The sequence below is a fragment of the Ruegeria sp. AB6 genome, from assembly GCF_056542685.1.
In genome coordinates, this window is sequence record NZ_JBQGAD010000001.1 from 254,579 (window position 1) to 271,813 (window position 17,235).

Consider the following 17,235-nt stretch of genomic DNA (forward strand, 5'->3'; position numbering starts at 1 on the left):
ATTGAGGCGTTTCATACGGCGGTAAACAGAGTGTCCCGTTCCAATCGGCCCGGTTTGGGCGCAGTCGTTTTCTTCATGGTAGCTTTTATGCTGGGTGTTTACTTCACCTTCGCTGCCGTGCAGGGGGACTATGGCCTGTTCCGACGGGTCGAGATTGCAGCGGAACGGGACGCCCTGTCGCGCGATCTGGAAAAGCTGGAAGCCAAGATCGCCCAGATGGAGAACCTGACCCGTCGCCTCTCGGACACTTATCTGGATCTGGATCTGCTGGATCAACAGGCACGCTCGGTACTGGGCATGATCCGCTCGGACGAAATTGTTATCCGCTGAGCCCGGCCAAGATTTTTCGACGAAAAATCTCTGACGTCACACCCTTTGATACCTGTGCTTGCAGGGTCAGTGTCGCCACATATTTTCCCTCGCCAGAGCATCAGAAATGCTTTATGAAATAGTTTAACGCTAAACTATCTTGCCGAGAGGGGGAGATCGCCAATATGGCTGCGCGAAAAACCACAAAGAAACCAAATGTTTCTGCTGAAGAACTCACCACATATTACCGGGAAATGCTGCTGATCCGCCGATTCGAGGAGAAGGCCGGCCAGCTTTATGGAATGGGCCTGATTGGCGGCTTCTGCCACCTTTATATCGGTCAGGAAGCCGTTGTTGTGGGTCTCGAGGCCGCAGCGAAAGAGGGTGACAAGCGAATTACCTCTTACCGCGACCATGGCCACATGCTGGCCTGCGGCATGGATCCGGGCGGCGTGATGGCCGAACTGACCGGACGAATTGGCGGCCTGTCCAAGGGCAAGGGTGGCTCGATGCACATGTTCTCGAAAGAGAAGCATTTCTATGGCGGCCACGGCATCGTTGGCGCGCAGGTTCCATTGGGTGCAGGTCTGGCGTTTGCAGATAAGTATAAAGAAAACGGCGGCGTCACCTTTACCTATTTTGGCGATGGTGCTGCGAACCAGGGTCAGGTTTACGAGACGTTTAACATGGCGGCCCTGTGGGACCTTCCCGTGGTTTTCGTGATCGAGAACAACCAATACGCAATGGGAACATCACAGGCACGCTCGACCTCGACCAAAGATATCTACCATCGTGGCGAGGCTTTCGGCATCCCCGGCGAGATCGTGAACGGCATGGATGTGCTTGCAGTCAAAGCTGCCGGTGAAAAAGCCGTCGCCCACTGCCGCGCGGGTAAAGGCCCATATATCCTTGAGGTCAAAACCTACCGCTACCGCGGCCACTCGATGTCCGACCCGGCCAAATACCGCACCCGCGAAGAAGTTCAGAAGGTCCGCGAACAAAGCGACCCGATCGAACATGTGCGTGAGCTACTGCTGACCGGTAAACACGCGAGCGAAGATGACCTGAAGGCGATCGACAAAGAGATCAAAGAGATCGTCAACCAGGCCGCCGAATTCTCGAAAGAAAGCCCCGAGCCTTCCGTGGAAGAGCTCTGGACAGATATCTACGCCTGAGAGGACGACTAAGACATGGCAACCGAAATTCTCATGCCCGCCCTTTCGCCTACAATGGAAGAGGGCACGCTGGCCAAATGGCTGGTCAAAGAAGGCGACACTGTATCATCCGGCGATATCATGGCCGAGATCGAAACCGACAAGGCCACGATGGAGTTTGAGGCGGTCGATGAAGGTATCGTCGGCAAGATCCTGATCGCTGAAGGCACCGAAGGCGTCAAGGTCAACACGCCTATCGCGGTCCTTGTGGAAGAAGGCGAAGACGCTTCCGCCCTGCCCGCGGCTGCGCCCGCAGCCGCAGCGGTAACCGAGGCCGCCCCTGCGGCGGTTGAGGCCCCCGCTTCTGCCCCTTCCGCGCCCGTGATAGACCTGTCGCCCGACTGGCCTGCAGACGCCGAGATGAAATCGGAAACCGTCCGCGAAGCCCTGCGCGACGCGATGGCCGAGGAAATGCGCGGTGACGAAGACGTCTATCTGATGGGCGAGGAAGTCGCCGAATATCAAGGTGCGTATAAAATCAGCCAAGGTCTGCTGGACGAATTCGGCAGCAAACGCGTGATCGACACCCCTATCACCGAGCATGGTTTCGCCGGTATCGCAGTGGGTTCTGCCTTTGGCGGCCTGAAACCCATCGTTGAGTTCATGACCTTCAACTTCGCCATGCAGGCGATTGACCAGATCATCAACTCCGCCGCCAAGACGCTCTATATGTCCGGCGGTCAAATGGGCTGTCCCATCGTGTTCCGTGGCCCCAACGGTGCCGCCGCCCGCGTTGCCGCGCAGCACAGCCAGGATTACGCGGCGTGGTATATGCAAATCCCCGGCCTGAAAGTCGTCATGCCCTATTCGGCAGCCGACGCCAAAGGTCTGCTGAAATCGGCCATTCGCGACCCCAACCCGGTGATTTTCCTGGAAAACGAAATCCTCTATGGCCGGTCTTTCGACGTGCCCCAAGTGGATGATCTGACCATCCCGCTGGGCAAAGCGCGTATCTGGCGCGAAGGCACGGATGTGACCATCGTCAGCTTCGGCATCGGGATGCAATACGCGCTAGAAGCCGCCGACAAGCTGGCCGAAGAAGGTATCAGCGCCGAGGTCATCGACCTGCGCACCATCCGCCCGATGGACACTGGCGCGATCATCAACTCGGTGATGAAAACCAACCGTCTTGTGACCGTCGAGGAAGGCTGGCCGCAAGGCTCGGTCGGCAGCTATATCAGCTCGGTCGTGATGCAGGAGGCGTTCGACTATCTCGACGCGCCGGTCATCAACTGCACCGGCAAGGACGTTCCGATGCCTTACGCCGCGAACCTCGAAAGGCTGGCCCTGATCACCACTGATGAGGTCATCGCCGCCGTCAAACAAGTGACCTACCGGTAAGGAATTGTCATGCGGCCGCTCGCCCCTCCAGAAGATGTAGAAACCAATGAAACGGCCCACGAGATGGTTCGTTTCTGGATAGCTGATGAAGAGCATCAACTAACATTGAATATCGGGCTATTTGACCCCGATGAGGAGCCCCGACTTTGGGGCTCCATCTTGGCCGATATCGCACAACACGCTGTTAACGGAATGCTGCAAGACCGCCCGGACGCAGGTTCCTCAGACCTACTTCTGGCTCAAATCGAAGCAGGGTTTGCAGATCGTTTGAATCAATACCCGGAATTTTCGGGATCGCTCCAGGGGAGTAAGCACTAATGCCCACAGAAATTCTGATGCCCGCCCTGTCGCCGACTATGGAAGAAGGCACGCTTGCCAAATGGCTGGTCAAAGAGGGCGATACCGTGTCGTCTGGCGACCTGCTGGCCGAGATTGAAACCGACAAGGCGACGATGGAATTCGAGGCCGTTGACGAAGGCACCATTGGCAAAATCCTGATCCCGGAAGGCTCCGAAGGCGTGAAGGTCAACACGGCCATCGCGATCCTGCTGGAAGATGGTGAAAGCGCCGATGATATCAGCGCAACACCCGCAGCAGCCCCCGCGGCTGCCCCGGCAGTCGCTGCGGGTAACGAGGCCGCCCCTGCGGCGTCCGAGGCGCCCGCCCCTGCCCCGGCTGCTCCGGTCAAGGCCGATGGCGGTCGTATCTTTGCCTCGCCTCTGGCCCGCCGGATCGCCGCGCAAAAGGGCCTTGATCTGGCGCAGATCACCGGTTCGGGTCCGCATGGACGTATCGTCAAAGCAGATGTGGAAGGCGCAACAGCGACGGCCCCAGCGGCAGCGCCCGCACCTGCACCAGCGGCTCCGGCGGCGGCGGCACCGGCTGGCCCCTCGGCAGACGCAGTTGCCAAGATGTACGAGGGTCGCGACTACGAGGAAATCAAGCTCGACGGCATGCGCAAGACCATCGCCGCGCGCCTGTCCGAGGCCAAGCAGACCATCCCGCATTTCTACCTGCGCCGCGATATCAAACTGGACGCGCTGCTCAAGTTCCGCAGCCAGTTGAACAAGCAGCTGGAAGGCCGTGGCGTGAAGCTCAGCGTCAACGACTTCATCATCAAAGCTGTCGCCAACGCGCTGCAACAGGTTCCAGCCTGTAACGCGGTTTGGGCCGGTGATCGGGTGCTGCAGCTGAAGCCATCGGACGTGGCCGTCGCTGTCGCGATCGAGGGCGGTCTGTTCACCCCGGTTCTGCAGGATGCCGACACCAAGTCGCTGTCTGCTTTGTCGACCGAGATGAAGGACCTGGCCGGGCGCGCGCGTGAACGCAAACTGGCACCGCATGAATATCAGGGCGGTACCTTTGCGATCTCGAATCTGGGCATGTTTGGCATCGACAATTTCGACGCTATCGTGAACCCGCCGCACGCTGGAATTCTGGCTGTGGGCACCGGTGTCAAGAAACCGGTTGTAGGCGATGATGGAGAGCTGACCGCAGCAACCGTGATGTCCGTCACCATGTCCGTCGATCATCGGGTTATCGATGGTGCGCTTGGGGCAGAACTGCTGCAAGCTATCGTGGAAAACCTTGAAAACCCGATGGTTATGCTGGCCTAACATCTAATAACACAAAACAGCCGCGCCCGATTTTCCGGCGCGGCTTTTTGGTGCCCTGACGGGATGTGAGCAAGCGTGATCTGCCCGACTGTTGCTAGGTTCTGCGCAGCACACCAAATTGAGTGCAGATCAGAAACGAATGCACAGGTGCCCCATGACCTTCACGCGAACAACTCGAACAGGATTGGTTTTGCTGATGCTGGCTGCGATTGCACCCGCCGACGCCTATGCCAAGCCCAATAGCTATCCCGGCGAAAACTCGAAATACAATTCAAAAAGCGCGGTTGCCAAATGGGAAGCAGAACGTTCCAAACGAATTGAAGAGCGTAAGAAACGGCGGGAAGAACGGCGGCTCAAGCGGTTGAACGAAAAGAACAACCGCTCGAACTAATAATCACTTACTGGTCCTTTCCCAGCATGTGATCCATCGAGATCGAGGGCTGATCGCACCCTGCTTCGCCCACGATCTTGGCCGGAATGCCCGCCACTGTTTTGCACGCGGGCACTTCCTGTAACACAACCGAGCCCGCAGCGATCCGGCTGCAATGACCCACTTCGATATTGCCCAGAACCTTGGCCCCGGCCCCGATCAGAACACCGTTGCCAATCTTGGGATGACGCTGCTCTTCTTCCTTACCGGTCCCGCCCAGCGTGACTGAATGCAGCATCGAGACATTGTCCCCCACCACAGCAGTTTCGCCAATCACTATGGAATGGGCATGGTCGATCATGATCCCTTTGCCGATTTTCGCGGCGGGGTGAATGTCGATCCCGAAAATCTCGGACGAGCGCATCTGGAAGAAATAGGCCAGATCGTAGCGTTTCTTCTGCCACAGCCAATGCGCCACACGGTAGGCCTGCATCGCCTGATAACCTTTGAAGTACAGGATCGGCTGCAGCAGGCGGTGGCAGGCTGGATCGCGTTCGTAGACCGCCATAAGGTCAGCGCGAGCCGCCTCGATCAATGACGGATCGTCGGCATAGGCTTCGTCCACAATCTCACGCAGCACCATCATCGACATCTCGTTCGAGCACAGCTTGGCCGCTACACGATACGACAACGCGCGCTCAAGACTGCGGTGATGCAGGATACAGGCATGCACCAGCCCACCCATCAGGGGCTCATTTTCAACGGCCGCTTCGGCCTCGGTCGTGATGCGGTCCCAGACGGGGTCGACGGGGGTCACAAGACTGCGCTTTTCCAACATGGCTTTTCATCCTTTGCTGCGCCTAGAATGCCATTTAGTGGCAAAAACGCCAAACGCAAACCCGTGATCTGCAAGGCAACGAAAATGAATGCATCGCAACTGGCAGAATTCGAAGCCAAAATTCGAGCGCGGTTGGAAGAACTGGCGGAGGATTCAGCCGCTGGACAGGACGCGCAAGCGGTTGTCGAGCTGGACCAGAAAGCCGTCGGTCGCCTGAGCCGAATGGACGCTTTGCAAAATCAGGCCATGGCCAAGGCGCAGCAAGCAAACAGGAATCTGGAAATGCGTAGGTTGCAATCCGCATTGCAGCGTATGGAGGACTGGGAATACGGGTTTTGCGATGATTGTGGAGAGGATATCCCCGCTGGCCGCCTGAATTTGGACCTGGCGGCCAGCAAATGCGTTAGTTGCGCGTCTGGTTGATCCGGGTGTCTATCAGGTGACGCAGCACCAGTTCAAAGCACTGACAATAGCGCAGATCGTCAAAGCTGGGCTCATCCGCCAGCTTCCTGTTGCGCGCCGCCGCCATCAGGGAACCATTTCCGAACAGCGGATGCATACGCCCGGTCTGACCGACATAGGCGTCGGCCAGCTCTGCTTCGTGGATCATACGTTGGCACAGGCGGTCCCGGTCCAGCGGGTCAACCCGCAACAGCACCCGCGCGGCGGCGCTGACATCGCCATGAAGCACCGGGCGCATGGTCAGCCCTGCCCGACCGACAGTCGCGCAAACAGGCCTGGGCCAAAGCTGGCGGAAACCTGCGCGACCTGTACGTCGTACCCCGCTAGGACACCATCGCTTAGCTTCATCGCGGCGCTATAGACCCAACGCGGTTCTGCAGTGATCTCTTCTCGGATCAAGGACCCGCTGGAGCGAACCTGTACCAGATAGGTTTCAGCTTCTTCCGCCAGTGGTACGTCCAACCCCTCCCAGTCGTCGCCATCCAGACGGGTGCAGCGAATCCAGCTGATCTGGTCCTCGGACGCAGCGCGATGCGCGCGCAGATGAACCGGAGCATAGGGCCGCAAGCCATTGCCGTTGAAAGCCAGAACCTGATGCACATAGGACGGATCATCGTACCCTCGCGCTGCCGGGCCTATGCGATAATGCTTGGCGACACGACGTTCGGACCTCAGAAGGTTGGTCTGCGCGATCCGTTGATCCAGCAAGACAAAGGTCGAACCTTCTGGCCAAACATCCGGTATTGCGGCGTCGCTGCCCAACTGACCACGCAGGCGGCCAGACAACGCGTAAGTGCCGGGGCTTTCCAATGTTGCTTGGGCGAACTGAAACACCTCCCAATTGTCGGGCGATCCGTCGCCAATTGCTGCCAGATTGGCTCCATTCAGCAACGCGTCGCGCGGTCGGGATTCCAATAGCCCTGCAATCAGCTCGACACGCAAAGGCGCGCCATTATCCCATACTCCGGCACTTGCGCGCCGCAGCGGTGTTTGCGTGAAGCCGATCACCGCCTGCCGCGAGATCACATCCTGCAAGCTGAAATCCTCATCACTGCCAGAGGAATAGACCGCCGCCCCACCGGGCCACGGATCGGCCGACACCGCGATGTAGGGCGCATGAGGCGCCTCGGCCCCCGTGATCAGCGGCAGGTCCAGAAATACGGGCAGAACCGGAACCGGAGCAACAAAGGGCCGTTCGGGCACCGCATCTTCGGGAAGGTCCGAGGCGCTATAGACGCCCGGCTCGACCCGGACCGCGTCCGCCAATTGCAATTCGGCCTGTTCCAGGCGGTCGATGCGATACCGCGCGCCCTGTTCATCCCCGGACAGGCTGATCACATCGCCAGCGCCGATATTCAGCATCGATGGTGGCAGGGCAAAGCGGACAGTTTCACGCGACACCCGCGCCTCGCTGAGCCAGCGCTCGACCGTTTGGCGCCCTTCGGAGCGGGTCATCGACAGGGGCATCTCGTTGACCGAGACGGAATGTGTCTGATCGTCTGGCAGAACGGCCTCCTCCGAGACGATGTCGTGATCGGCATCCGATTGCACGAAACGCAACCGCACGCGCCCCGTCATCTCGGCTTCGGCTTCACGTCCGTGTTCAATAGTGCTTTCGACATCCGGGCTGATGGCCAGTTGCTCGGGGTCAATCACCTGTGGCGTCTGCGCCGCCCGCATCCGAAAGATCAAAACGCCATCGCGTTCAATGGAATCGAATCCATAGCGCAGCATCAAAGGCTGCAAAGCCGCCCGCGCGTCCGAGACCTGCTCGATCACATAACCGCGGACAACACCATAAAGCTGCGTGGTGTCGATATCGGTCACTCCGGCTCCGTGGCAAATTTCCGTCACCACGGACGCCAGACTGCGCGCGCTCGAGCGTCCGTTCAGCCAATGACCACGGGCATAGTTTTCGCCGTCGCTCCACTGGCTGCGCAGGTTCGGGAAAGCTGGATATGGCCGTGCGTCCCAGGCCCAGACATAGGCGTTGGACATGTCAATCATCGGCGCGTCATAGACATCCGATACCGGGTTCAGGGTCGGGTCGGACCAGTACCCCAGCACCGCGCGCAGATATTGAAGCTGCATGAAGTCATCACGCAACCCATTGGAATAGGCGGGTAGGCTGGATTCCGAGGACTTTGGGTCCAGAAATTTGTTCGGCTGGTTCGTGCCCTTGTCGATGGCCGCACAGCCAAGTTCTGTGAACCAGATCGGTTTCGACCCCGGAACCCATGCTGTTTGGTTCGTCTGTCGCACTCCGCCGATGCGTTCGTGATGCGGGTTGGACCACCAATTGCGCAGGTCCTTGTAGCGCCAGATCCACGGCTCGTTGTGTTGCGCGTCTTCAATGGGCGCGCGGATTTGCGCCTCGGCCTCTTCGGGTGAGGCATAGAACCAGTCATACCCCTCGCCGCCTTCGATATTGCTGCGCAGGTAGTCCAGATCGTAGATCGCATTCGCGCCGGCCTTCAGGTCGGCATGATCCTCGCCGTCCCGCCAATCCGACAGTGGCATGTAGTTGTCGATGCCGACGAAGTCGATATTGTCATCCGCCCACAGTGGGTCGAGGTGAAAGTACCGATCCCCGCTGCCATCCGCAGGCTGATAACCGAAGTATTCGCTCCAATCCGCTGCATATCCGATCTTGGTGTCAGGCCCCAGAATTGCGCGCACTTCGGCCGCGAGGGTGCGCATCTGAGCAACGGCCGAAAAACCCGAAGCCCCTCGGATCTGCGTCAGACCACGCATCTCGGACGCGATGCAGAAGGACTCGACCCCACCTGCGGCTTTACACAGCGCGGCATAGTGCAGGATAAAACGGAACATCCCCCAGTCCTGCGGGCCGGTATAGGTCACTGCACCATCGGCGATGGCAAAATCCGACGCCCGCGCCTGACCGAAGAATGCATTGACCTGCGCATCGGCCTGAGCGGTGCCATCCGGCGAGCCCGCGCGTCCCGGAGCGGTGCTAAGCGTGATCCGTCCGCGCCACGGAAGATGGGGCTGACCGGTTCCGCCCGACCAGGGGTCTGGCAGGTTATTGCCGCTGAGTTGGTCCATCAGAATGAACGGGTAGAACATCACCCGTTTGCCCGATTGCTTCAGGTGCTGGATGGCCTGCACGACCGACGCATCGGCCGGGGTCGCCCCATAGACCGGTCGGTCATTTTCATACTGTACAAGCTGCGCCTCGGCACGAGACACGCCGGCAACCGTCCAGGGCATATTCTCGCCCTCATATTCCTTGTGCAAAACCTTGGGCTGCAAGTGACATTCGCCGCAACGCAGGTCATTCCCGAACCACGACACGATCAAAGAGGCCGCGTCGCAAGACGGCAGTTCGGCTTCCAACGCGTGGGTCGAGGTTACAAAATCCGGCACGCCAGACGCCGAGTTCACATTGGCCGCCCAGCTTTGCCCCCGTCCCTTGGTGTAATTCACCTGAGTGCTCGCCAGCGCGTATTCGCCGGTGCCCGGCATCAGGGCCACGCCCCGCACGATACTGGACAGTGCATTCGGTGTCTCTGGCAGGCTGGGTTGATCCGGACGCACCACCTCGAACGAGAATTGCGGCACCCTGTTGCCGAAGGCCGCCAGCTGCAAATCTTCGATCACTACATAGGCTGTCCCCCGGTAGGCCGGAACACTACCGGCCCCCTCAATCGCTTCGATCAGGGGATCAGGCAATTGCGCGTCATCGCCTGGGTAGACCCGCATGTTCAGGCCTGCGCGTTCCAGCTCCTCTCCGTCGGCCCAGACGCGGGACACATCGGCGATCTGTCCCGCCCCGACTGCAATCGCCAACGAGATCGAATAACTGTAGCTGTGAGTGGTGGTCGTGACCTCGGGTGCTTTCGGGCTTCCTTTGCCGCCGCCGCCCGACTGCGTGGTTGTGCTGGTACTGAGCGTTTCCAGAAAGTCCGAGGCCCAGATGACCTGCCCACCAACCCGCATCCGCCCGAATAAGGTAGCGACCGAGGCACCTTCACCCGTTTCTGTCAGTCGGAACCGGTCCAGCCGTCCGGTTTCAACGACCTCGCTGCCACTGCCCATGACCGATTGGCTCATCAGCCGCTGGTCGATTACACGACCCAGCGACGCCCCGATGGCGCGCCCTATGACCGCCGTAGACAACCCCGCGACCGTGCCCCCAATCGCGCCGCCAATCGCGGCACCGGCCGCAGAAAGTACAATCGTCGCCATTTACATATCCTTCCGCGGAAAACAGAAACAGGCGACCACGCGGCGGCGCCACGGATCGCTCAGGGTATTCTCGACAACGCCATGGCCGGAATACGCATGAATAAACTGCGGTAACGGTTTGATCTGGCTGACAAGTCCGACATGCTTAGCCACGCGTCCGTCACGCATCCGAAACAGCAAAACATCTCCGACTGCCGCCTCCTTAACTGGCTTTGCGATCAGGTGGCGGCGGGCCGCATCCCACATCCGTTCCTCACCCTGCGGTTCAGACCAATCCATAGAGTAGGAAGGCACCGCCTCCGGCTCGACCCCCATGACCGCGCGCCAGACGCCGCGCAGTAGACCCAGACAATCCGCGCCCGCCCCCTTGGTCGAGGCCTGATGAACATAGGGCGTGCCCAGCCAGCTTCGCGCCTCGGTCACGATATCCTGCCTTTCTTCGGTCATCGTCTGCTTCCCCCTGCGTTCGGATTGCTTTTCTTGGGTACGGCCATCACCCAATCCTCGCTCGGAAGATCAGGAAATCCTTGGAAGTTTATGAGATTGCTAAATTTTAATCGACAGGTCTCCATGCGCTTATCGCAACCTGCGGTCAGGCGAACGTGGTCTCCAGCGGCCAGACCACCGCTTATCCCGGACCACAGTGTGATGCGACGACCACCCGAGATCGGCTCATCCTGCTTGACCGACGCCCATAGGCCCTCGGCCTGCCCCGACAAAACGTCAACGCGGCCTCGTTCGAACCACGCGGCTAAAGCGGCTTCAGCACCCGTTACCTCAAGCACACTACCATCGGTCAAACGAGTAATCTGGGCTTCGGCCTGAAACCCCGGTGCTTCAACGTCGAACCGACAACTTCGGTCGCCCAGAACCGCCGTACAGGGTTTTTGATAGATCCGCCCCAGAGGCCGGTTCAACAGATCCGTCAGGCCCCGTAGTTCAGCATGAAACGCCCCACCCGCACGACGTATCTCACCAATCGAGCCGCGAAATTGCAGGATACGCTGTTCTGGCTGCGCCCAGTTCACCAACCAGGCTTTGACTTCGGCCCCATCAAAACGACCCGCCTCAATATCCTGTTCCCGAACCGCTGCATCGGACAACGCGCCCATCGCCTCGGAATTATCGATGGACAGGCCCGTAGCTTGTTCTACCGCTGCGGCGGTCAAGCCGGTGCTGGCTTTGAAGGTCAGCCCCTCGAACTGCAATTCCAGATCATGATCCGTAAACCCATAGACCTGCCCGTCCGGTCGCGTGATGGCCCAGCACCGGCACGTAGTCGTCAGCCCGGTTTGCAGATGCGCTTGCAAGCTTTCCCGATCCACGCTCATCAGATACGCACCTCGACAACCGGTACATTGGGAACGTCACCGGCCTGAAAGCTGGCAACGCTGGTTTGAATCTTGTCGGTGTCAAAACGCACGGGCACGTCAAACTCGAACCCCGCGGTGATCTCGACATTCTCGGGCGGCGGGTCGGCGAACATCACTTGCCCGCGCAGCAGATCAACCTCGAAATCCACCCCTTCGCGCATTTCATCCTGTTCCAGGCCCAACCGCACCGTACCCAGAACCGGCTTGGTGATAGGGCGCACATACTGGAATCCGCCCGAACTGTAGGTTTTAACAAGCTGAAAGTCGGTCTTCACGCCGTCCCCGTGCGCGATGACCTGATCGCCTTTGCCCACGTCAGCGGTTGCTGCACCGGATTTGTAGTCGGACCAGTCCTTCCAGCGGAACCCGAACATTTGGCCTTGCCGCGCCTCGAAAAACGAGATCAAAGCCTCGATATCATCCAGAGACCGCATCCCGAACCCAGCGTCATACCGCCTGCGCGAATGAGCCCAAGGGGTGTTGCGTTCTTCGAAACCATTGGCCAACGTCACTATGTCCGTTCGCCGCTCCGGTCCGCCGACCGAGCCGAAACTCAGGCTGGCGGGAAATCTCACCTCGTGGAAATTCATGACCTGCTCCGTGATTTACCTATTGCGATTGCCGCGACCCAAGGCGCGGCTCATCTGTGCGGCGATCTGGCTTTGACTGCGTCGAAAGCCCTGCACGTCAGGTGTGGTGATGTTCATCACCACATTCACCGCTCCACCTCCGCCCGATGTGCGAACACCCAGCTTGCCATCTGGTCCGCGCGCCAGAGGCATAATCGCCTCAGGGCCAGCCTCACCCATCAGGCCGGTCGCGCCGCGCATCGGGAAAGTCGTCGGGCCGGTGATCACCCCGCCATTGGCAAAGGGCATTACCCGGCCCTGGCTAGAACTGCCGCCGTCTGCAAAGGGCAGGATGCCTTGGACAAAACTGCCGACCCCGTTTGCCAGCAGGCCACCGAAATGATCCGTTACCGGTTTGATCGCCGCCGCGTAAGCTGTCTGAATCATTGAGTTCTTCAGGGCACCCAGCGCGTCCGACAGGTTCATCCCATCCAGCAGCACACCATCAAAGGCCCTCCGCAACCCGCCAGACATGCCGCGCTCCAGCGTGGCGACGTCCTTGCCAGTTTCCTCGAAGGCTGCGCTGATCCGCTTCATCTGGCTGTCAAATGCTGCCGCCATGGAAGCGGCATCGCCTAGCGCGTCGCCCAACGCCTCACCCCGCTCCTGAAGGTCGTCCAGCCCATCACGATCCGTCGTCATCACGCTCTCCTTGTTTCTTGTCCGGGTAGGCCGCCAGCAAAGCGTCCAGCCCCTTGCGGTTCATCGCAGGCATCCCTGCGCCCTGCCCCAGCATCAGCCGCAGCTCTGCCGGGGTCAGACGCCAGAACTGGTCCGGCGTCAGACGCAAGCCGGTCATCCCGGCCCGCATCAGGGTGGACCAGTCGAACCCGCTCAACAATCCGGCACCATGAAGGCGCGGGCCAACAACTCAGCCGCCGCGCGGGCCCCTGCCATGGGGCCGCCTTCGATCTCGGCGCGCAGCATGTCGGCGCGGCTCACATCCGCCCCACCACCCCGCAGCCCCGCCACGATCAGCGCCAATACATCGCCGCTGGAATAGACTCCGCCTTCGAACCGCTGTACCAGTTCCACCAACGTCCCGGTGCCGATTTCCTGTTCCAGTTCCGCCAAAGCACCCAGCGTCAGCTTGAGCACCCGCGGCTCGCCGTCGATGGTCAATGCCACCTCACCCGTCCACGGATTGGCCATCAGCTTACAGCGCCGTAAAGGTCAGAGCCCCGGCGCTGGCCAGGCTCATCTCATAGGTGGCCTCGCCGTTATGCGAGCCCGCATACTCGATGCCAGTCACCTGAAACGCGCCTTCGACAATGCCGAAATCGGGGATGATCACCTGGAAATCTGGCGTCTCACCGTCAAAGAACAACTGACGCGCACGTTCATCGGTACCTTCGTCCTTGAACACACCCGAGCCCGAGATCGAGGCCGATTTGACCCCAGCCCCCGACAGCAGCTCGCGCCAGCCGCCCTGGCTTTCAAGGCTGGTGACATCCACACTTTCCGCGTTGAAACTGACCCGCGTGGCGCGCAGGCCCGCGATGGTCTCGAACAGGCCCGAGCCGTTCATATCCACTTTGACCAACAGGTCTTTTCCGTTCTGGGCAGCCATATGCTCTCTCCGTTGATTGCTTAGTCGTCTTCCACGCGGGCGCGGAATCTCAGGTCGATCTGGCGGATCGCGCCGCCCGTTCCGGTGCGACGGGCACTGGCGCGTTCGAACCACAGCCCCACAAGGCGGCCCCGGTCCAAGCTTAGTGCCGCGCCTTCCAGCGCGTCGCACACCGCGCCCGCCAACGTCTTGGCCGTTCCAAAGCCTGCGGCCTCGGACACCACCGATACAGTGAACCGATGCACGGCCCCCGTGCCCGACCGGTCTGAGGCATCGCGCACCTCTTCCGAGCCCAGCGTCACATAGGTCTGGGGCACCGCACCCGCCGGAACCGCGTCATAGATCGCGCCGCCTGACAGCGTACTGACCTGAGCGTCACCGGACAGCTTTTGAAACACCGCCGCCTGCAATGCGGCCGAAACGCCATAACTCATGCTGCCACCTCTTCATCTGCAAAACAGGTCAGGTACTGGCCGCGTGGGTCGCGCTCGGCCACGGCGCGGATCACGAACCGGCGCGAGCCCTCAGAGAACCGCTGATCAGGGCTTGGGCGCATCGACGATCCCTGAGGCGCGCCGCGCACCACGATGCGATAGCCAACGCGCGAGATCGGAACGCCCGCAACAGACCGCTCGGACCCACTTCGCGCGGTGATCTCGGCCCAAACCGTTCCAACCGCCGCCCAGGTCTCGGTATAGCCACCGGCCCCATCCGCGCTGCGCACCGCAGCTTCAAGCACCAGCTTTCTGTTCAATCGGGGCGTCTTCATTGCGCCACCCCGGCACCAAAGCGCACAATCCTGTAGCGTTGGATCAGGCTGGTGACGCCAAAGGGCATACAGCCCGCGCCCAGCGCCGTCTCATCGCGGTATTCATAGTAATGCGCAGCCAACAGCAGCACCGCCTGCCCTAGATCGGCGGGCAGAGCCCCCCAATCCGCAGCCATCCCGGCAGTAAAGGCAATCTTGACCGACCCACCCGTGGGAATGGTCGGCAGGCTTGCTCCGGCAGTACGCAGACGCGGGCGTTGGCTGTCTTGGGCCAGACGATACCGGCCACTGTCCACCACCGTGTCGGTGCCGGTTGCGTCGGTCACAGTCACCGCGCTGATCGCCGTGACCGGGGCCACCGGCAACACCTCAACCGCCGTATCGCGCCAGCTGTTCAGATCCCATGAAAACCCGCGCGAGATCAGCACCTTTCCAGTGCGCGCTTCAATCGCTGCAATCGCCGCCCGCAGAAAACCTTTCAACACTTCATCTTGCACACTGTCTTCGGCGAAACCCGTTCCCAGCCGCAGATGAGCCTTGAACTGGTCCACCGGCAGCGCCGCATCCGCGATGGCGGTTTCTTCGATCAACATCATCCATTCACTCCGCAATCTCGGACCCCTCCGGGGCCGTAACTTCAGGAATTGACGGGCACGCGCCGCCCCACGTTGCTCGGACGGAGGGGAGCAGCTAGACAACGCAAGGGATCTCACCCCGGCACGCGCCCGCCGCCCCGGGGGACCAATGGCCCCCCGAGGATTCAGCCCGCATTAGGCGGTGCCGAATTTCACCAGCTTGATCGCGGCAAAGTCGCTGACGTCGCCGCCGACGCGCTTGGTCGCATAGAACAGGACATGCGGCTTGGCACTGAACGGGTCGCGCAGGACGCGCAGGTCAGGACGCTCGGCAATGGTGTAACCCGCCTGGAAGTCACCAAAGGCGATCGAGAAGCTATCGGTGCCCGCATCCGGCATGTCCTCGGCGATCAGCACCGGATAGCCCATCAGGCGCGCGGGCTCACCCGCGGCCAGACCGTCCGACCACAAGAAGCGGCCATCGCTGTCCTTCAGCTTGCGGATCAGACCAGCAGTTTTCGAGTTCATCACGAAGGTGCCGTTCACACGGTACTGCGCGCCCAGCGCATAGACCACATCGACAATCGCATCCGCATCAACACCGCCGTCGATGCCGGTGGGAACGTAACCAATGTTGCCCCAGTCCCAAACGTCATTGTCGACCTTGGTGTGGTTCAGAATACCCTTGGGTTTGTCCGCACCATCACCGTTGATAAAGGCCGAAGCCTCAGCTCGCGCGAACTTGTCGGCGATGCGCCCGGCCAGCCAGCCTTCGACGTCAAAGGCGCTGTCGTCCAACAAACGCTGCGAGGCTTTGGGCAGCGCGCTCAGCTCGTGCAGCGGGATCGAGATACGGTCGATCGACGGGGTCGCCGTCTCGGTCGCGGCGGCGTTCTCATCGGCCCAGCCTGCGCCCACGTCCGTGTGGTCGATCAGCACGTCGAACGAGTTCGCCTCGACATTCACGACCGACGCAATCGAGCGGATCGAGGCGGTGGATTTCAGAACCGACTTGATCATCTCGGCGGTCTGCGGGTCGACCAGATAGCCGCCATCGCTGTTCACAGCGCTGGACAGGGATTTCGATTCCATCTCAAGCCCGCGCAGGCCGTCATCTTCGCCCGAACGCACATAGGCGTCGAACGCCTTTTGATGCGGTGCGCCGTCCTCGATCGAGGCCGCAAGGTGCGGACGCACCGCGATGGTTGATTTGCGATCCAGCATGGTCAGTCGCTCTTCTGTCTGTTGCAGTTGGGTTTTCACTTCGGCCTTGAGGCCCTTGAACTCATTGACGAAGCCAGCCATCGCCTGCTTCACCTCCTGAACCAGGGGCGCACCCTCTCCGGTCAAGGCCGGGGTTTCGGTCTTGCTCATCAGCACTTCCATTTCTTGGGTGGGGGTTGAGGCGCGCTATGTCCGCGCCAGCTCCTGCCGGGCGGTGTTGAACACCTCGGCAATACTGCGCCAGGTGTCTTGCGTGTCAGGCTCAACGCCCTTCGCTGCCACCCGCGCACTGGGCAGCATCGGGAACGTCACCAAGGACACCTCCCACAGCTCCAGTTCGGTGAGGACCCGCTCGCCCTTGTCATTCTTCACGGCCCGTTTGGTGCGATAGCCGATCGACAGGCCATCCAAGGCCCCCGCGCGGATCAGCTCGGCCGCCTCACGGCCCTTTTGCGTGGCCTCCAGCAGACGTCCCTTGACCCAAAGGCCCCGGTCATCCTCGCGCACCTCGTCCCAGACACCGATGGGTTGCGCCGGATCGTGCTGCCACAGCATCTTGACCCGCTGACCGGCCTTTTCCAGCCCCGCCAGCGAGGCGCGATAGGCGCCTTTCTGCACCACGTCGCTGCCCTGATCGACCTGTTCGAACAGGCTGGCATAGCCCTCGATCATCGCGTCACCGGAAACGGACAGACCCTCTCCGAACCGCGCAAACTTGTGTTCCAAATCCATGAAC

General features: G+C 60.6%; 22 protein-coding genes. 7 read left to right on the plus strand and 15 right to left on the minus strand.

Features of this window, described 5'->3' with window-relative positions:
* The first annotated feature begins 30 nt into the window (after window positions 1-30).
* The 6 genes from ACR0DB_RS01245 to ACR0DB_RS01270 all read left to right on the plus strand — a co-directional run bounded on the left by ACR0DB_RS01245 (window position 31) and on the right by ACR0DB_RS01270 (window position 4,871).
* On the plus strand, window positions 31-330 hold the full coding sequence (locus ACR0DB_RS01245; RefSeq protein WP_170770553.1) for an FtsB family cell division protein: 300 nt from the start codon (window positions 31-33) through the stop codon (window positions 328-330).
* A 164-nt stretch (window positions 331-494) separates the two neighbouring features.
* Window positions 495-1,484 carry a pyruvate dehydrogenase (acetyl-transferring) E1 component subunit alpha gene (pdhA, locus tag ACR0DB_RS01250; protein ID WP_170770551.1) on the plus strand — a complete coding sequence of 330 codons (990 nt, stop codon included), beginning with the start codon at window positions 495-497 and terminating at the stop codon, window positions 1,482-1,484.
* A gap of 15 nt (window positions 1,485-1,499) precedes the next feature.
* Complete coding sequence (locus ACR0DB_RS01255; protein WP_480548342.1) at window positions 1,500-2,864, plus strand: pyruvate dehydrogenase complex E1 component subunit beta; 1,365 nt, start codon at window positions 1,500-1,502, stop codon at window positions 2,862-2,864.
* Window positions 2,865-2,873: 9 nt separating this feature from the next.
* Window positions 2,874-3,182, plus strand: coding sequence for a DUF5076 domain-containing protein (locus ACR0DB_RS01260; RefSeq protein WP_480548344.1), 309 nt, complete (start codon window positions 2,874-2,876; stop codon window positions 3,180-3,182).
* Entirely contained in the window at window positions 3,182-4,480 is a 1,299-nt protein-coding gene (locus ACR0DB_RS01265) for a pyruvate dehydrogenase complex dihydrolipoamide acetyltransferase (RefSeq protein ID WP_480548346.1), read from the plus strand. Before ACR0DB_RS01260 ends, ACR0DB_RS01265 begins: the two co-directional genes overlap by 1 nt.
* Before the next feature lie 154 nt (window positions 4,481-4,634).
* Window positions 4,635-4,871 (plus strand): hypothetical protein, encoded by a 237-nt coding sequence (locus ACR0DB_RS01270; RefSeq protein WP_480548348.1) that lies wholly within the window; start codon window positions 4,635-4,637, stop codon window positions 4,869-4,871.
* Between the two features lie 7 nt (window positions 4,872-4,878).
* On the opposite strand, the gene cysE is transcribed toward ACR0DB_RS01270, so the two are convergent.
* Complete coding sequence (gene cysE, locus ACR0DB_RS01275; protein WP_170770542.1) at window positions 4,879-5,688, minus strand: serine O-acetyltransferase; 810 nt, start codon at window positions 5,686-5,688, stop codon at window positions 4,879-4,881.
* 84 nt (window positions 5,689-5,772) lie between these two features.
* Between cysE and ACR0DB_RS01280 the strand changes: the two genes are divergently transcribed.
* Window positions 5,773-6,111 (plus strand): TraR/DksA family transcriptional regulator, encoded by a 339-nt coding sequence (locus tag ACR0DB_RS01280; RefSeq protein WP_480548350.1) that lies wholly within the window; start codon window positions 5,773-5,775, stop codon window positions 6,109-6,111.
* On the opposite strand, the gene ACR0DB_RS01285 is transcribed toward ACR0DB_RS01280, so the two are convergent.
* From ACR0DB_RS01285 to ACR0DB_RS01350, 14 genes are all read right to left on the minus strand, one after another.
* A complete protein-coding gene (locus tag ACR0DB_RS01285) occupies window positions 6,092-6,388 on the minus strand; it encodes a DUF7742 family protein (RefSeq protein WP_480548352.1) in 297 nt (98 codons plus the stop codon). The genes ACR0DB_RS01280 and ACR0DB_RS01285 overlap by 20 nt on opposite strands.
* Before the next feature lie 2 nt (window positions 6,389-6,390).
* Window positions 6,391-10,359, minus strand: coding sequence for a baseplate multidomain protein megatron (locus tag ACR0DB_RS01290; RefSeq protein WP_480548354.1), 3,969 nt, complete (start codon window positions 10,357-10,359; stop codon window positions 6,391-6,393).
* Window positions 10,360-10,806: an NlpC/P60 family protein gene (locus ACR0DB_RS01295; RefSeq protein WP_480502553.1), complete on the minus strand. Its 447-nt coding sequence runs from the start codon at window positions 10,804-10,806 to the stop codon at window positions 10,360-10,362.
* Window positions 10,803-11,690, minus strand: coding sequence for a DUF2163 domain-containing protein (locus tag ACR0DB_RS01300; RefSeq protein WP_480548356.1), 888 nt, complete (start codon window positions 11,688-11,690; stop codon window positions 10,803-10,805). The genes ACR0DB_RS01295 and ACR0DB_RS01300 overlap by 4 nt, the downstream gene beginning before the upstream one ends.
* Window positions 11,690-12,322, minus strand: coding sequence for a phage distal tail protein, Rcc01695 family (locus ACR0DB_RS01305; RefSeq protein WP_480548358.1), 633 nt, complete (start codon window positions 12,320-12,322; stop codon window positions 11,690-11,692). The genes ACR0DB_RS01300 and ACR0DB_RS01305 overlap by 1 nt, the downstream gene beginning before the upstream one ends.
* 15 nt (window positions 12,323-12,337) lie before the next feature.
* Window positions 12,338-13,003, minus strand: coding sequence for a phage tail tape measure protein (locus ACR0DB_RS01310; RefSeq protein WP_480548360.1), 666 nt, complete (start codon window positions 13,001-13,003; stop codon window positions 12,338-12,340).
* Complete coding sequence (locus tag ACR0DB_RS01315) at window positions 12,987-13,199, minus strand: rcc01693 family protein (RefSeq protein WP_480548362.1); 213 nt, start codon at window positions 13,197-13,199, stop codon at window positions 12,987-12,989. Before ACR0DB_RS01315 ends, ACR0DB_RS01310 begins: the two co-directional genes overlap by 17 nt.
* Window positions 13,196-13,513, minus strand: a complete 318-nt coding sequence (locus ACR0DB_RS01320) for a gene transfer agent family protein (protein WP_480548364.1) — start codon at window positions 13,511-13,513, stop codon at window positions 13,196-13,198. Before ACR0DB_RS01320 ends, ACR0DB_RS01315 begins: the two co-directional genes overlap by 4 nt.
* A 4-nt stretch (window positions 13,514-13,517) precedes the next feature.
* A complete protein-coding gene (locus ACR0DB_RS01325; protein WP_170788812.1) occupies window positions 13,518-13,931 on the minus strand; it encodes a phage major tail protein, TP901-1 family in 414 nt (137 codons plus the stop codon).
* A 20-nt stretch (window positions 13,932-13,951) separates the two neighbouring features.
* Window positions 13,952-14,365, minus strand: a complete 414-nt coding sequence (locus ACR0DB_RS01330) for a DUF3168 domain-containing protein (protein WP_480548366.1) — start codon at window positions 14,363-14,365, stop codon at window positions 13,952-13,954.
* Window positions 14,362-14,700 carry a head-tail adaptor protein gene (locus ACR0DB_RS01335; protein WP_480548368.1) on the minus strand — a complete coding sequence of 113 codons (339 nt, stop codon included), beginning with the start codon at window positions 14,698-14,700 and terminating at the stop codon, window positions 14,362-14,364. The genes ACR0DB_RS01330 and ACR0DB_RS01335 overlap by 4 nt, the downstream gene beginning before the upstream one ends.
* A complete protein-coding gene (locus tag ACR0DB_RS01340; RefSeq protein ID WP_480548370.1) occupies window positions 14,697-15,296 on the minus strand; it encodes a head-tail connector protein in 600 nt (199 codons plus the stop codon). The genes ACR0DB_RS01335 and ACR0DB_RS01340 overlap by 4 nt, the downstream gene beginning before the upstream one ends.
* 174 nt (window positions 15,297-15,470) lie before the next feature.
* Entirely contained in the window at window positions 15,471-16,649 is a 1,179-nt protein-coding gene (locus ACR0DB_RS01345) for a phage major capsid protein (RefSeq protein WP_480548372.1), read from the minus strand.
* Window positions 16,650-16,685: 36 nt separating this feature from the next.
* The gene (locus ACR0DB_RS01350; protein ID WP_480548374.1) at window positions 16,686-17,231 is read right to left on the minus strand and encodes an HK97 family phage prohead protease; all 546 of its coding nucleotides are present in this window, start codon (window positions 17,229-17,231) and stop codon (window positions 16,686-16,688) included.
* Window positions 17,232-17,235: the final 4 nt, after the last annotated feature.